The 15468-nt window shown below is 70.2% G+C and carries 14 protein-coding genes; 9 read left to right on the top strand and 5 right to left on the bottom strand.

Annotation, left to right across the window (positions count from 1 at the left end; translation table 11 throughout):
* The first annotated feature begins 156 nt into the window (after nt 1-156).
* The 5 genes from ACIBJG_RS34575 to ACIBJG_RS34595 all read left to right on the top strand — a co-directional run bounded on the left by ACIBJG_RS34575 (nt 157) and on the right by ACIBJG_RS34595 (nt 5072).
* Nucleotides 157-1128, top strand: a complete 972-nt coding sequence (locus ACIBJG_RS34575) for an SPFH domain-containing protein (RefSeq protein WP_399313715.1) — start codon at nt 157-159, stop codon at nt 1126-1128.
* Nucleotides 1125-1373 (top strand): hypothetical protein, encoded by a 249-nt coding sequence (locus tag ACIBJG_RS34580; protein ID WP_399313717.1) that lies wholly within the window; start codon nt 1125-1127, stop codon nt 1371-1373. Before ACIBJG_RS34575 ends, ACIBJG_RS34580 begins: the two co-directional genes overlap by 4 nt.
* Before the next feature lie 98 nt (nt 1374-1471).
* Nucleotides 1472-1996, top strand: a complete 525-nt coding sequence (locus ACIBJG_RS34585) for a PadR family transcriptional regulator (RefSeq protein WP_399313718.1) — start codon at nt 1472-1474, stop codon at nt 1994-1996.
* Nucleotides 1993-2679, top strand: coding sequence for an ABC transporter ATP-binding protein (locus ACIBJG_RS34590; RefSeq protein WP_399313720.1), 687 nt, complete (start codon nt 1993-1995; stop codon nt 2677-2679). Before ACIBJG_RS34585 ends, ACIBJG_RS34590 begins: the two co-directional genes overlap by 4 nt.
* A complete protein-coding gene (locus ACIBJG_RS34595; RefSeq protein ID WP_399313722.1) occupies nt 2676-5072 on the top strand; it encodes an ABC transporter permease in 2397 nt (798 codons plus the stop codon). Before ACIBJG_RS34590 ends, ACIBJG_RS34595 begins: the two co-directional genes overlap by 4 nt.
* A gap of 27 nt (nt 5073-5099) precedes the next feature.
* Here the strand turns inward: ACIBJG_RS34595 and ACIBJG_RS34600 are convergent, their stop codons facing one another.
* The gene (locus tag ACIBJG_RS34600) at nt 5100-6065 is read right to left on the bottom strand and encodes a hydrogen peroxide-inducible genes activator (RefSeq protein WP_399313725.1); all 966 of its coding nucleotides are present in this window, start codon (nt 6063-6065) and stop codon (nt 5100-5102) included.
* Nucleotides 6066-6197: 132 nt separating this feature from the next.
* On the opposite strand from ACIBJG_RS34600, the gene ACIBJG_RS34605 reads away from it, so the two are divergent.
* Nucleotides 6198-6752, top strand: coding sequence for a peroxiredoxin (locus tag ACIBJG_RS34605; RefSeq protein ID WP_123461343.1), 555 nt, complete (start codon nt 6198-6200; stop codon nt 6750-6752).
* 10 nt (nt 6753-6762) lie between these two features.
* Nucleotides 6763-7296 (top strand): alkyl hydroperoxide reductase, encoded by a 534-nt coding sequence (locus ACIBJG_RS34610; RefSeq protein ID WP_399313728.1) that lies wholly within the window; start codon nt 6763-6765, stop codon nt 7294-7296.
* A 76-nt stretch (nt 7297-7372) separates the two neighbouring features.
* Here ACIBJG_RS34610 and ACIBJG_RS34615 read toward each other — a convergent pair whose 3' ends face one another.
* From ACIBJG_RS34615 to ACIBJG_RS34630, 4 genes are all read right to left on the bottom strand, one after another.
* Nucleotides 7373-8803 (bottom strand): AI-2E family transporter, encoded by a 1431-nt coding sequence (locus tag ACIBJG_RS34615; RefSeq protein WP_399313730.1) that lies wholly within the window; start codon nt 8801-8803, stop codon nt 7373-7375.
* A 136-nt stretch (nt 8804-8939) separates the two neighbouring features.
* Nucleotides 8940-9644, bottom strand: coding sequence for a transglycosylase SLT domain-containing protein (locus ACIBJG_RS34620; protein ID WP_399313733.1), 705 nt, complete (start codon nt 9642-9644; stop codon nt 8940-8942).
* Between the two features lie 390 nt (nt 9645-10034).
* Nucleotides 10035-11357 carry a PhoH family protein gene (locus ACIBJG_RS34625; protein ID WP_399313735.1) on the bottom strand — a complete coding sequence of 441 codons (1323 nt, stop codon included), beginning with the start codon at nt 11355-11357 and terminating at the stop codon, nt 10035-10037.
* 418 nt (nt 11358-11775) lie between these two features.
* On the bottom strand, nt 11776-12537 hold the full coding sequence (locus tag ACIBJG_RS34630) for an isoprenyl transferase (RefSeq protein WP_148020469.1): 762 nt from the start codon (nt 12535-12537) through the stop codon (nt 11776-11778).
* Between the two features lie 218 nt (nt 12538-12755).
* Here ACIBJG_RS34630 and mgrA point away from each other — a divergent pair, with 218 nt between their 5' ends.
* Nucleotides 12756-13796 (top strand): L-glyceraldehyde 3-phosphate reductase, encoded by a 1041-nt coding sequence (gene mgrA / locus ACIBJG_RS34635; protein ID WP_399313737.1) that lies wholly within the window; start codon nt 12756-12758, stop codon nt 13794-13796.
* A gap of 428 nt (nt 13797-14224) precedes the next feature.
* Nucleotides 14225-15379, top strand: coding sequence for a winged helix DNA-binding domain-containing protein (locus ACIBJG_RS34640; protein ID WP_399313739.1), 1155 nt, complete (start codon nt 14225-14227; stop codon nt 15377-15379).
* The last annotated feature ends 89 nt before the right edge of the window (nt 15380-15468 follow it).

A 15468-nucleotide genomic window follows, 5' to 3' on the forward strand; every position in this document is an offset into this window, starting at 1 on the left:
AAGGGCAAAAAGCGAGCGATCCCGCATTTACCGGACGTGACAATCAGCACCTGTTCCCAAAGGAACCGACTCACGAGGGGTGCGCAGGGTTGCGACAACCGTTAATGTGTAATCACATTGCTAGCGAATGGCTAGCCACGCGAAACGGGGGATTCCATGACCGACCCGATCAACCCGCACACCTCGGCCGGACCGCAGGCCGACCTCACACCGGACGCGCCCGAGATGCCGGAGCCGCAGGTCCGCGAGACGAGGGCACACAGCATCCCCGGCGGCATCGGCCTCCTGCTGACCGTGATCGGGGTGATCGTCGGCATCGCCCTCGCCATCCTCGGCGGCGTCATCGGATCCAACGGGAACAACGGCGTCGGCATCCCGCTGTGCATCCTCGGCGTGCTGCTCGCCATCGCCTCGTTCTTCTGCATGGGCGGTGTGAAGATGGTCGCACCGGGCGAGGCGAGGGTGATCCAGCTCTTCGGCCGGTACGTGGGCACGATCCGCGCCGACGGCCTGCGCTGGATCAACCCGCTGACGTCCAGCCGCAAGATCTCCACCCGGGTCCGCAACCACGAGACCGCGGTCCTCAAGGTCAACGACGCCTACGGCAACCCGATCGAGCTCGCCGCGATCGTCGTCTGGAAGGTCGAGGACACCGCGCAGGCCCTCTTCGAGGTCGACGACTTCCTGGAGTTCGTCGCCACCCAGACCGAGGCGGCGGTCCGCCACATCGCGATCGAGTACCCGTACGACGCCCACGACGAGGGCGGCCTCTCACTCCGGGGCAACGCCGAGGAGATCACCGAGAAGCTGGCCGTGGAGCTCACGGCACGGGTCCAGGCGGCTGGCGTCCAGATCATCGAGTCCCGCTTCAGCCACCTCGCGTACGCCCCCGAGATCGCCTCCGCGATGCTCCAGCGCCAGCAGGCGGGAGCGGTGGTCGCGGCCCGGCAGCTGATCGTCGAGGGCGCGGTCGGCATGGTCGAGATGGCCCTGACCCGGATCGCCGAACAGGACATCGTCGAGCTCGACTCGGACCGGAAGGCCGCCATGGTCAGCAATCTGATGGTGGTGCTCTGCGGCGACCGGGCGGCGCAGCCGGTCCTCAACACGGGCACGCTCTACCAGTGACGGATCAGACCCCGCGGCGCCGTGCGCCGCAGTCCGGGCCGCAGCAGCGCAAGCAGATGCTGCTGCGGCTGGACCCGGCCGTGTACGACGCGCTGGCACGCTGGGCCTCGGACGAGCTGCGCAGCGCGAACGCGCAGATCGAGTTCCTGCTGCGGCGGGCGCTCGGGGAGGCGGGACGACTGCCCGGCGGCGCGGCGCCGATCCCGCGCCGCGGACGTCCGCCGAAGGCTCCGGATCCGGAGTGACCGGCCCGGGCGCCGCCCCGGCCCGTTCACCGCCCGCGGGAAGGAATGACGGCGACCGGTATACACGCCAGGTATACACACCATGTACAGTCCTGGGCATGTCTATCGGCCACACCCTGCTCGGGCTCCTGGAGTCCGGTCCCCGCCACGGCTACGACCTCAAGCGGACCTTCGACGAGAAGTTCGGGCACGACCGCCCCCTGCACTACGGGCAGGTCTACTCGACGATGTCCCGGCTCCTCAAGAACGGCCTCGTCGAGGTCGACGGCGTGGAGACCGACGGCGGCCCGGAGCGCAAGCGCTACGCCATCACCGACGCCGGCATCACCGACGTCGCCGCCTGGCTCGCCCAGCCCGAGAAGCCGGAGCCGTACCTCCAGTCGACCCTGTACACCAAGGTCGTCCTGGCCATGCTCACCGGCCGCAGCGCCGCCGACGTGCTGGACGCCCAGCGCTCCGAGCACCTGCGCCTGATGCGTATCCTCACCGACCGCAAGCGCCAGGGCGACCTCGCCGACCAGCTGATCTGCGACCACGCACTGTTCCACCTCGAAGCCGACCTGCGCTGGCTGGAACTCACCTCCGCGCGACTCGGCCAGCTCGCGAAGGTGGTGGCCCCGTGATCCCCGCCGGCTCCCTGCTCTCCGCCCACGACCTGCGCAAGACCTACGGGTCGACCCCCGCACTCGACGGCGCCTCGTTCTCCGTCCACCCCGGCGAGGTCGTCGCCGTGATGGGCCCCTCCGGCTCCGGCAAGTCCACCCTGCTGCACTGCCTCGCCGGCATCATCACCCCGGACTCCGGCAGCATCACCTACGCCGGACGCGAGCTCTCCACGATGTCCGACGCCGAGCGCAGCGCCCTGCGCCGCAGCGAGTTCGGCTTCGTGTTCCAGTTCGGCCAGCTCGTCCCGGAGCTGACCTGCGTGGAGAACGTCGCCCTGCCCATGCGACTGAACGGCACCCGCCGCAAGGCCGCCGAGCGCATCGCCCTGGAGTGGATGGAGCGCCTGGAGGTCGACGACATCGGCGCCAAGCGCCCCGGCGAGGTGTCCGGAGGCCAGGGCCAACGCGTCGCCGTGGCCCGCGCGCTGGCCGCCTCCCCGAAGGTGATCTTCGCGGACGAGCCGACCGGAGCCCTGGACTCCCTCAACGGCGAACGCGTCATGCAACTGCTCACCGAGGCGGCCCGCTCCGCCAACGTGGCGGTCGTGCTGGTCACCCACGAGGCCCGCGTCGCCGCCTACTCCGACCGCGACATCACCGTCCGCGACGGCCGGGCCCGCGACCTGGAGCACGCCGTATGACACTGCTCGACCAGAAGCGGCCCCCGGCCGGCCCGGCACATCCTCCCGAACCGCCGTCCCGCACCGCCTCCTGGCTGCGCGACCTCGCACTCGGCATCCGGTTCGCCGCCGGCGGCGGCCGCGAGGGCTGGATCCGCACCCTGCTCACCGCGGTCGGCGTGGGCCTCGGCGCAGCCCTCCTGCTGGTCGCCGCATCCGTACCGCACATGCTCGACGAGCGGTCCGCCCGGAGTCACGCCCGCTCCGAGACGAAGATCTCCCAGTCCCCCGACGCGCAGGCGAAGAAGTCGGACAGCACGGTCCTGCGGATCGAGGCGAGCACCGAGTACCACGGCCACACCATCACCGGCTACCTGATGCGCGCGGACGGAACCCACCCGGTCCTTCCCCCGGGCATCGACGCCCTCCCCGCCCCCGGCGAGATGGTCGTCTCCCCCGCCTTCGGCGATCTCCTCGACTCCCCCGACAGCGAGCTGCTCAGGCAACGACTGCCGTACAAGGTGACCGGCACGATCGCGCAAGCGGGACTGCGCTCGCCCGGCGAGCTGTGGTTCTACGCAGGCAGCGACACCCTGACCCCCGCGACGGGCGGGCACCGGATCGCCGGATACGGCAAACCCGGCCCGGCCGATCCGATGTCCCCGATGCTCATCGTGCTGATCATCATGGTCTGCGTGGTGCTGCTGGCCCCCGTGGCCATCTTCATCGCCACCGCCGTACGTTTCGGCGGCGACCGCCGCGACCGCCGGCTCGCCGCCCTGCGTCTGGTCGGTACGGACATCCGGATGACCCGCCGGATCGCCGCCGGTGAGGCACTCTTCGGCGCCGCGCTCGGCCTCCTCGTCGGGCTGGCCCTGTTCCTGACAGGACGGCAGTTCGTCGGGTACATCGAGGTCTGGGACGCCAGCGCCTTCCCCTCCGACCTGACCCCCGACGCCCGCCTGTGCGTGCTGATCGCCCTCGCGGTTCCGCTCACCGCCGTGCTCGTCACCCTGGCGGCCATGCGCTCCGTGGTCATCGAGCCGCTCGGCGTCGTACGCAACGGCCGTGACCGGGGGCGCCGCCTCTGGTGGCGCCTGCTGCTGCCGGTCGCAGGGCTCGCGGTCTTCGGACTCGGCGGCAGGATCGACGAGTACAGCGTCGTCAACCCGTATCCGATCGCCGGAGGCGCGGTGCTGATCCTCGTCGGGCTGGCCCTGCTCCTGCCCTGGCTGGTCGAGGCCTGCGTCGGGCGGCTGCGCGGCGGCCCGGTCCCCTGGCAGCTGGCCACCCGCAGGCTCCAGCTGAGCAGCGGTGCGGCCTCCCGCGCGGTCAGCGGCGTCACCGTCGCAGTGGCCGGTGCGGTGGCCCTGCAGATGCTGTTCGCCGCGATGAACGACGACTTCAACAAGCTCACCGGCCAGGACCCGTCCCGCGCCCAGTTCTACTCCCACTCGGAGATCGTCAGAGGCGACGCCGCCCTGCACACGATCAAGGAGTTCCGTGCCACCAAGGGCGTCATCCAGGTCATCGGCACCATCGAGGCGTACGCGACCAAGCCCGGCAAGTACGCCGCCGACGACATCCAGCCCACCACCTCGTTCACCGTCGGGGACTGCGCGACCCTGCGCGAGCTCGCCCGGATCACGTCCTGCCGGGACGGCGACACCTTCGTCGCCCACCCCAAGGACAAGGAGCAGGCCGGCTGGGTCGACCGGACCGCCCGCAAGGGCAAGGTCGTGGAGTTCGACTCCTACGGCCGGGGCAAGCCACTGCACTGGACGCTGCCCGCCGACAGCCGGACCGTGGAGGGCCGGACCGACCCGCTGGGCGAGGAGCACTCGGGCATCCTGGTCACGCCGGGGGCGATCGACGCGCGGACCCTGCCGTCAGCCGAGACCGTCGCGCAGATCCGCATCGACGAGAACGTCCCGGACGCCGCCGAGTACGTACGCAACACGGCGGCGCGGATCGATCCCGGCATGCGCCTGGGCACCGTGACCTCGCTCGAACGTGACCGGCAGTACGAGAGCGTCCAGACCGGCCTCCAGGTCGGCGCGACCGCCACCCTGCTGCTGATCGCCGTTTCCATGCTGGTCTCCCAGCTGGAGCAGCTGCGTGAGCGCAAGCGGCTGCTGTCGGTCCTCGTCGCCTTCGGCACCCGCCGGGTCACCCTAGGCTGGTCGGTGCTGTGGCAGACCGCGATCCCGGTGGTCATCGGGCTCGCGGTGGCGGTGGCCGGCGGCCTCGCGCTCGGCGCCACCCTGTGCTGGATGGTCGGCAAGGAGGTGACCGGCTGGTGGCTGTTCCTGCCGCTCGCGGGGGCGGGCGCCTCGCTCATCCTGCTGGTCACCCTGCTCTCGCTGCCCGTGCTGTGGCGCCTGATGCGCCCCGACGGGCTGCGCAGCGAGTAGTCGCCCGGCGGCCGGCCGGACCTTCCCTCAGGTCCGGCCGGCCGTCGCCACCCGTACCGGCAGCGCCTCCATCGCCCCGCGCAGCGCCGCCGCGAACTCCTCGAACTCCTCGTGCCGGGCCGCCCCCGTCCGCATGCCCAGCGCCACCCGCCGCGCGGGGGCCGGATCCGCGAAGTACCCGGTGCTCAGCGCGTCGTTGCGGGCGGTCTCGACCGTCACCGCGGTCCGCGGCAGCAGCGTCACCCCTAGCCCTCCGGCCACCAGCTGCACCAGCGTGGAGAGCCCGGCCGCGGTCGTGGTGACCGGCGCGCCCTCCGTACGCCCCGCCTCACGGCAGATGTCGAGCGCCTGGTCGCGCAGGCAGTGCCCCTCGTCGAGCAGCAGCAGCGGCAGCTCGCGCAACGCCTCGCGCGGGATGTCCTGCCGCCCGCCGAGCCAGTGGTCGCGTTCCATGACCAGCACGAAGTCCTCGTCGAAGAGCGGGAGTTCGGTGACCCCCGGCACCCCGAGCGGCACGGCGAGCAGCAACAGGTCCAGCCGTCCGGCGGCCAGCCCCTCCAGCAACGAGGAGGTCTGCTCCTCGTGCACCTGGAGGTCGAGGTCCGGGTAGCGCTCGTGGACCAGCCGCAGCACGGTCGGCAGCAGATACGGGGCGACGGTCGGGATCACGCCGAGCCGCAGCACTCCGGTGAAGGGCGCGCGGACCGCCTCGGCCTCCTCCATCAGCTCGCCGACGGCATGCAGGACGACCCGCGCCCGCACGGCCAGCCGTTCCCCGGCGGGCGAGAGCAGCACCTTGCGCGTCGTACGCTCGATGAGCTGGACACCCAGTGCCTCCTCCAGTGCGGACACGGCCCCGGAGAGCGCGGGCTGACTCATCCCGATTGCGGCCGCCGCGTCCCGGAAGTGCAGATACTCCGCGACGGCTGCGAAGGCGCGCAGCTGCGAGAGGCTGGGCTGTTTGGGCCGGATGCCCTGATTACCATGGGCCACTGATAGGCACCTCCGATCATCACGACCGAGTGTAGCTATTTCCGTGATCAATGCACTCTGTGCCAAGGTGGACACCGTCCAACCCTCAGGAACTCCCCCAAAAAGGGAATTCCTACGCTGCAAGGAGAGCGCGTGCTCACTGTCGGTGACAAGTTCCCCGAGTTCGATCTGACCGCTTGTGTTTCGCTGGAGAGCGGCAAGGAGTTCGAGCAGATCAACCACAAGACCTACGAGGGTCAGTGGAAGATCGTCTTCGCGTGGCCCAAGGACTTCACTTTCGTCTGCCCCACCGAGATCGCCGCGTTCGGCAAGCTGAACGAGGAGTTCGCCGACCGTGACGCCCAGATCCTCGGCTTCTCCGGTGACTCCGAGTTCGTGCACCACGCCTGGCGCAAGGACCACCCGGACCTGACCGACCTGCCCTTCCCGATGCTGGCCGACTCGAAGCACGAGCTCATGCGTGACCTCGGCATCGAGGGCGAGGACGGCTTCGCCCAGCGCGCCGTCTTCATCGTCGACCAGAACAACGAGATCCAGTTCACGATGGTGACCGCCGGTTCCGTGGGCCGTAACCCCAAGGAGGTCCTGCGGGTCCTCGACGCCCTGCAGACCGACGAGCTGTGCCCCTGCAACTGGACCAAGGGCGAGACCACGCTGGACCCGGTCGCGCTCCTCTCGGGCGAGTGAGCTGACCGACATGGCACTCGACGAACTGAAGGCCGCCGTTCCGGACTTCGCCAAGGACCTGAAGCTGAACCTCGGTTCGGTCATCGGGAACAGCGAACTGCCGCAGCAGCAGCTCTGGGGCACCGTCCTCGCCTGCGCGATCGCCTCGCGCTCGCCGAAGGTGCTGCGCGAGCTGGAGCCGGAGGCGAAGGCCAACCTCTCCGCGGAGGCGTACACCGCCGCGAAGTCGGCCGCCGCCATCATGGCGATGAACAACGTGTTCTACCGGACCCGGCACCTGCTGTCGGACCCCGAGTACGGGAACCTCCGGGCCGGCCTGCGGATGAACGTGATCGGCAAGCCGGGCGTGGAGAAGGTCGACTTCGAGCTGTGGTCGCTCGCGGTCTCCGCGATCAACGGCTGCGGCCAGTGCCTGGACTCCCACGAGCAGGTGCTGCGCCAGGCCGGCGTGGACCGTGAGACCATTCAGGAAGCCGTCAAGATCGCCTCGGTGATCCAGGCGGTCGGTGTGACCCTCGAGGCCGAGGCCGTCCTCGCCGAGTAACACCCGCGGTAACCCTCATACGAGAAGGGCCCCAGGACGACCGACCGTCCGAGGGGCCCTTCTTCTGTGTCCGCTCCTACGTCTCCGCCCCGAGCGCCTTCGGCGCGACCTCGGCCGGCTCCTCGTCGCTGCCGTCGTCGAACTTCTCCGGCGGTGAGCCGGGCGCCGGATTGGGCGCCGCGTCCAGTGAGGTCGAGCCGTGCGGCGGTGGCGAGTGCCGACGGGACTCCTCCTGCCCGTACGTCCGCAGATAGCCGACCACCGTGTTGGTCACCGCGACCAGCGGCACCGCGACGACCGCACCCCCGATGCCGGCGATCATGCCGCCCGCGGCGACCGAGAGCACCACGGCCAGCGGATGCACCCGCACCGCGCGGCCCAGGATGAACGGCTGCAGGATGTGGCCCTCGATCTGCTGCACCGCGAGGACCACGGCCAGGACCATCAGGGCCGTGAACACGCCCTCGGTGACGAGGGCGACGACCACCGCCAGCGCCCCGGAGACCACCGCCCCGACGAGCGGGATGAATGCGAACAGGAAGATGAAGACGGCCAGCGGCACGGCCATCGGCACATCGAGGAAGAAGATCCCGAGGCCGATGAAGATGGCGTCGATCAGGGCGACTATCACCGTGCCGCGCACATAGGCGGTCAGCGTCCGCCAGGCCCGGGGGCCGGCGCCCGCGACACCCGGCCGGGCCTGGGCGGGCACGAGCCTGAGCACCCAGTGCCAGATGCGCTTGCCGTCGTACAGCAGGAAGAGCGTGGAGAACATCGCCAGCAGCATCCCGGTGAGGAGCTCCACCATCACGGTGACGCCCTGCAGCCCGGCGGAGGTGATCGCCTCCGTGTTGGTGCCGACGGTGTCACTGAGGTTCTTCGCGATGTCGTTGATCTGTTTGTCGGTCACGTGGAACGGGCTGTCCAGCAGCCAGTTCTTCAGGTCGTCGATCCCCGTCGTCACCTTGTCGGAGAGGGTGTCGATGTTGTCCATGACCTGCCAGACCACGAACCAGCCGACCAGGCCCATGATGACGAAGCCCAGGACCGCGGTGACAGCGGTGGCCAGTCCTCGCGGCAGCCCGTACCGCTTCAGGCGGGCGACGGTCGGCTGGAGCATCGCGGTGACGAGCAGTGCGGCGACGAACGCCAGCACCACCAACTGCACCGCGCTGATGACCCGCATGAGCACCCAGAGGGTGCCGGCGAGCACCAGCAGCCGCCAGCCCGCCTCGGCCGCTACCCGCATCCCCCAGGGGATGGCCGCGACCGGATCGGGGCGTGCGGAGACGGAGGGGGCGTACGCGGGCGGCGGCGGCACATGGTCGGCCGCGGCCGCGCTCCCGTCGGCCCCGGCATCGCGAGGGGGCGCGTCGGCCGTCACCGACGACTTCTCGCGTGCGGCGTCGTCCTCGGCCACCGCTTCCTCCCGCCGATCCTCCAGGCGCTCTCCCAGCCTGGTCAGTTCAGCACCCAGTTGTCCGAGCCACCCCGGCAGTTTCGACATGACTGTTCCTCTACCCCCGTCCGCTCTCCCCACCGCTCCCCCGGGAAACGGCTCCGCCCGACCGTACACGCGCGAAGCCCCCCACCGTAGGACGGTGAGGGGCTTCGTGAGGTTGAGAGGTGAACCGATGAGGGTTCTAGTACGAGTGGTGCTCCAGCCAGAAGGACCAGGCACCGCACGGGCTGCCGTAGCGGCCGTTCATGTAGCTGAGGCCCCACTTGATCTGCGTGGCCGGGTTGGTCTGCCAGTCGGCACCGGCGGACGCCATCTTCGAGCCGGGATACGCCTGGACGAGGCCGTACGCGCCGGAAGACGGGTTGGTCGCCCGGTAGTTCCAGGTCGACTCGTGGTCCACGATGTTGCTGAAGCACTGGAACTGGTCGGCGGGCACCATCTGACGCGCCATCGCCTGGATCTCGGCAACGCTGTACGAGCCCTGCGTCGCGAACGCGGAGGCGCTGCGGACCTCGGAGCGGCTTGCGCGCTCCTGGGCGTCCTTCTTCTCCTGGCGCTCCTTCTCCACCCTGTCCTCGGCCGCCGCCTTCTTGGACTTGGCGTCCTTGGCAGCCTGCACACGGGCGGACTCCTCGGCGGACTTCTTCGCCGTCGCGTCGGCCGCGGACGCCTGGGCGTCGGCCTGCTGCGTCAGCGATGCAGTCTGCACCTGGGCCTGCTGGCCCGCGGGGATATCTGCGAGCAGCGTGGTGTCGGCTGCGGTCGCCTCGAAGTTGTTGTCGTCAGCAGCGGGAGTGCTGCCCGCTGCAACGCCTACGACGGCGCCTACGGTGGTTACCGCTGTGGCTGATGCCACGGCGAACCCCCGGACCGAGATCCGGCTCACACGGTGTCCTTCCAGCATCGCCCGCTTAGGTGACCTCGCGGGCGCAATCGTGCCCCTGGACACTGGCCTCCCTACTGCTTGGGTCACGGGAGGCACGGGCCCGGTGGGCACTCCCCGGAGGGAGCGCCGCGTGGTGCTCGCGGGCGGCATACGGACGGCGGTTGTTGAGTTGTGTGGTGCGTGGCACCTCTGGAGGTGCCGGTGTGCCGTATGCGGGGCCTGACGGAAGCAAGACTCTGCCGGAACGGGACGCCGCGAAGCAATTCTCTGTTGCGTGTGAAAGCTCACACCTCGTTTGGAGCACATGAATTGCGGAAATGGTGCCGCAACACGATGCCGCCCGGCTAAGCTCCTTCGCTCGCCGGGCGGCATCAACTGTCCCAAGCCGTATCAGATCTGGCCTTCCTCCAGCATTTCGGTCACCAGTGCGGCGATGCGGGAACGCTCCGAACGCGTGAGCGTCACATGCGCGAAGAGGGGGTGCCCCTTCAGCTTCTCGACCACGGCGACCACGCCGTCGTACCGGCCGACCCGGAGGTTGTCCCGCTGGGCCACGTCATGCGTGAGCACCACCCGGGAATTGGCCCCGATGCGGGACAACACGGTCAGCAGGACGTTCCGTTCGAGCGACTGGGCCTCGTCGACGATCACGAAGGCATCGTGGAGGGACCGGCCCCTGATGTGGGTGAGCGGCAGGATCTCCAGCATGCCGCGCCCCAGCACCTCCTCGATCACCTCTCGGCCGGAGACGGCCGAGAGCGTGTCGAAGACGGCCTGGGCCCAGGGGCTCATCTTCTCGGCCTCGCTGCCGGGGAGATAGCCGAGCTCCTGTCCGCCCACCGCGTACAGCGGACGGAAGACCATCACCTTCTTGTGCTGCCCGCGCTCCAGCACCGCTTCGAGGCCCGCGCAGAGCGCCAGCGCCGACTTGCCGGTGCCGGCCCGGCCGCCGAGGGACACGATGCCGACGTCCTGGTCCAGGAGGAGGTCCAGGGCGATGCGCTGCTCGGCGCTTCGGCCGTGGATGCCGAAGGCCTCCCGGTCGCCCCGGACGAGCCGGACGTTGCCCTCGGGCGTCACCCGGCCGAGCGCCTTGCCCCGTTCGGACTGGAGGACCAGGCCGGTGTGCACCGGCAGCTCGGCGGCCTCGGGGACGTACAGCGTCTCCTCGGTGAAGAGCAGGTCGACCTGTTCGGCGGAGAGGGGCAGTTCGGACATCCCGGTCCAGCCGGAGTCGGTGATGGCGAGTTCCGCCCGGTACTCCTCGGCGAGGAGGCCGACCGACGATGCCTTGATGCGCAGTGGCAGGTCCTTGGAGACGACCGTGACGTCGTACCCCTCGGCCTGGAGATTGCGTGCGACCGCGAGAATCCGTGAGTCGTTGTCCCCCAACCGGTAGCCGGCGGGAAGGACACCGGGATCGGAGTGGTTGAGTTCGACGCGGAGCGTCCCGCCCAGATCCCCGAGGGGGATCGGGGCATCCAGCCGGCCGTACCGGACCCGGAAGTCGTCCAGCAGGCGCAGGGCCTGCCGGGCGAAGTACCCGAGCTCGGGGTGGTGCCGTTTGGCCTCCAGTTCCGTGACCACGACGATCGGGAGCACGACTTCGTGCTCGTCGAACCGGGACATGGCGTTGGGATCGGCCAGCAGGACGCTGGTGTCGAGAACGTAGGTGCGCCTGTCGGGCATGCGGCGCTTTGTGCTGGTCACCACGGAAGGACGTACCCCCTCGGACGAGGTTGGGGTGCGACGGCGTCGCGGAGCATCCCAAAGGGAGAGGACGGGCCGGGCTCCGGCCACCTTGCGCGGGCCGAGCGCCGGCCCTCCGCGTCGGCCGCACTGTATGTACGGTCCTTCGTGTGCAAAGGGCCTCCCGGGCGAGCGGACTCCATGCCGCTCACTTGGACACGACGTCCGCCTGGTTGATGACCGGACGTCGACCTGTCAGGGGTATGCCCTCGAACACGCCAAGCCATGCCGCCCTGGGCCGGCGGGGTGAACGGGGAGTGGTCGCCCGCGACCGTGGGTGGGAGCACACCACCTGGGCGGTTCCGTACTCGAACGCCGCGCTGGGGGCTGTCCGGCGTTTCAGGGCCGGGGGACGCCGGCAGGCCGGGGAAGCCCCGTGGTGTCAGCCGCCGTAGCGGCGGTGGCGGGCCGCGTAGTCGCGCAGGGCCCGCAGGAAGTCGACGCGGCGGAACGCCGGCCAGAAGACCTCGCAGAAGTAGTACTCGGAGTGCGCGCTCTGCCAGAGCATGAAGCCCGAAAGACGCTGCTCACCGCTGGTGCGGATCACGAGGTCGGGGTCCGGCTGTCCCCGGGTGTAGAGGTGCTCGGAGATCAGGTCGGTGGAGACGATCTCCGCCAGGTCCTCGAAGGAGGTGCCCTTCTCGGAGTGGTCGAGCAGCAGGGAACGGACCGCGTCCGCGATCTCCTGGCGCCCGCCGTAGCCGACGGCGACGTTGACCAGTATTCCGTCGACCCCCACGGTGGCCTGCTCGGCCTCCTTGAGGACCGTCTGGGTGTGCGCGGGCAGCAGGTCGAGCGTGCCGACGTGGTGGACGCGCCAGCGCCCGTCCGCCACCAGGTCGCGCACGGTGTTCTCGATGATGCCGAGGAGCGGGATGAGCTCGGACTCGGGCCGGTCGAAGTTGTCCGTGGAGAGCATCCAGAGCGTGACGACCTCGACGTCCGTCTCGCTGCACCAGCCGAGGAGCTCCTTGATCTTGTCCGCACCGGCCTGGTGCCCCTGCGCGGCGGTGCCGCCGGACGCCTTCGCCCAGCGCCGGTTGCCGTCGAGGATGACGCCGATGTGCTTGGGCACCTGGGCGTGATCGAGGCGGGCCTCCACCCGGCGCGCGTAGAGCCCGTACACCAGGTCGCGCAAGTTCACTGAGTCCACCTCTCGGTTCCGTGCGGGCACGCCCGCCCCATGCCCGGGGTCCGGGGTCGTCCACCTGGGGATCGCCGCACCGGAAGGGGGCGATCGCCCCGCCGTGCCGTGCGGTCCCGAAGCCGCCACATTACTGCGCAGGCGGCGCACCGGCCCAACCCGGCCTGTCACAAGTCCGTGATAACCGGCCTGTCGCACGTCCGTGATAGGCAGGAATCGTGACTGATTCCTCTTCCTCCTATCTGGCCGACGCCTCGCGCTACGACTCCATGGAGTACCGCCGCACCGGCCGCAGCGGCCTCAAGCTCCCGGCCGTCTCGCTCGGCCTCTGGCACAACTTCGGCGACGACCGCGCACTCGGCTCGCAGCGCGCCATCCTGCGCCGGGCCTTCGACCTCGGCGTGACCCACTTCGACCTGGCCAACAACTACGGCCCGCCGCCCGGCTCCGCCGAGCTCAACTTCGGGAAGATCTTCGCGCAGGACTTCGCCTCCTACCGCGACGAGCTGGTCATCTCCACCAAGGCGGGGTACGACATGCACCCCGGGCCGTACGGGGAGTGGGGCTCGCGCAAGTACCTGCTGTCGTCGCTCGACGCCTCGCTGAAGCGGATGGGGCTCGACTACGTCGACATCTTCTACTCGCACCGCTTCGACCCGGACACTCCGCTGGAGGAGACGATGGGGGCGCTGGCCTCCGCCGTGCGGCAGGGCAAGGCGCTGTACGTGGGGGTGTCCTCGTACACCTCCGAGCAGACCGCCGAGGCGGCCCGGCTGCTGAAGGAGATGGGCGTGCCGGCCCTGATCCACCAGCCGTCCTACTCGATGATCAACCGCTGGACCGAGGACGACGGGCTGCTGGACACCCTGGAGACGGCCGGCATGGGCTGCATCTCCTTCGTACCGCTCGCCCAGGGCCTGCTGACCGGCAAGTACCTGAAGGGCATCCCGGAGGGTTCGCGCGCCACGCAGGGCAAGTCCCTCGACCCTGGCCTGCTCTCGGACGAGGTGGTCCGCCGGCTGAACGGGCTGGACGACATCGCGCGTCGCCGCGGCCAGTCGCTCGCCCAGCTGGCCATCGCCTGGGTGCTGCGTGACAGCCGTATGACGTCGGCCCTGATCGGCGCGTCGAGCGTGGGGCAGCTGGAGGAGAACGTCGCGGCGCTGTCCGCTCCGGCGCTGTCCGCCGAGGAGTTGAAGGAGATCGACACCTTCGCCGTGGACACCGCGGGCACCAACATCTGGGCCGGGCGGGCCTGAGCGGCGGCCTCTGACGGGCTGCCGGGCTCACGACCGCGACTGCGGTACGGACCCGGCAGTACCGGGGCACAAAAAAACGGGCCGGTCCGTGGGGGGGGGTTACGGACCGGCCCGAGGGGGGGTTTCCACCATAACCCTTCGTAAGTGATGCCGCGTGCCACGCCACGAAATAATTACTCTCCGAATGTGCGGGGCTCTGCTACGTGCACGTAATTCGGCCCTCCGCGGGGCTGTGAGCTGCACAGACTCCCGACGGGGCCGCCTTGACGCCGAAATCGCCCACAGGACGTACACAGGATGTGCACATTCCGGTCATGGCGGCCGCGTCCGGCGCCGACCGCGGTCACCACCCTCCGGCTTCACAGAGGGTCATGGGCGGCCGGGCATGAGGACAGGAACTGACCTGATGGGCCGATAGCTTTCGGTTCATGACGACGCCAAGCGCAACCGTGACCCGGTCCGGAGCGAACACCCGCCGGATGGAGCGCCAGGGCCTGACGGACCCGCTCGCCGCCTCCCCGGCCGCCGTGGTCGAGTCGATGCCGGCCGCGCACGCACAGGTCCTGTCCGCCGCCGAGCTCTCCGTGGGGCTGCGGAGCCGGGAGCTGACCCGCGCCGATGTACGCAAGGCCCTGTGGACGGACCGGACCCTGGTCAAGACGTTCGGGCCGCGCGGCACGGTCCATCTGGTGTCGGCCGCCGAACTCCCGCTGTGGACCGGGGCATTGTCCGCCCTGCCGGCGGGCCGCGCCACCCAGCCGGAAGGGGTGCGGATGACACCGGAGCAGACCGAGGAGGTGCTCGCGGCGATCGCCGACGCCCTGACCGGCGCGGAGCTGACCGTCGACGAGCTCACCGAGGCGGTCATCGCGCGCGCCGGGGCCTGGGCGGGTGAGCCGGTGATGCCGGCCTTCCAGACCCTGTGGCCGCGCTGGCGTCAGGTGACGCATCTGGCGTCCCACCGCGGAGTCCTCTGCTTCGGCCCGGACCGCGGCCGCAAGGTCACCTACACCCGCGCGGACGTCACCCCGCTCGACGGACCACCGGCGCTCGCCGCGCTCGTCCGCCGCTACCTCCACGCGTACGGCCCCGCCACCCCGCAGCACTTCGCCAAATGGCTCGCGGCACCCGGACGTTGGGCGTCGGAGCTGTTCGCGGGACTGGCGGCGGACGGGGCGATCGAAGAGGTGGTGTACGAGGACGGCAGCCCGGCCTGGGTGGTGACGGGCGACACCGTCTTCCCCTCGCAGCCGGTACGCGGGGTGCGGCTGCTCCCCTACTTCGACGCCTTCGTCATCGCGTCCCAGCCCCGCGAGAGGCTCTTCCCGGGCGCCGCCTACACCCGGGCACTGGCGGGCGGTCAGGCGGGCAACTTCCCGGTGCTGCTGGTCGACGGCACCGTGGCCGGGGTCTGGCACCAGCGCCGCTCGGGCCGGCGGATCGCGGTGACGGTGGAGCCGCTGTCCCCGCTGACGGCCGGACAGCTCCGGGAGCTGGAGCAGCAGGTGGCCCGGGTGGGCGAGGTGATGGAGGGGAAGCCCGAGCTGACGGTGGGAAAGGTGACGGTCGGGGGGCACGCGTAGGGCGTGTTTCGAAAGTAGCGCCGTCCGCCCGGAGGGCGGGCCGGGCGGCGTCTGGTGCGTGCGATCGCAAGGCGCCGGGAAGTCCTCGT

The organism is Streptomyces sp. NPDC050422, from assembly GCF_044458665.1.
GTDB lineage: Bacteria > Actinomycetota > Actinomycetes > Streptomycetales > Streptomycetaceae > Streptomyces.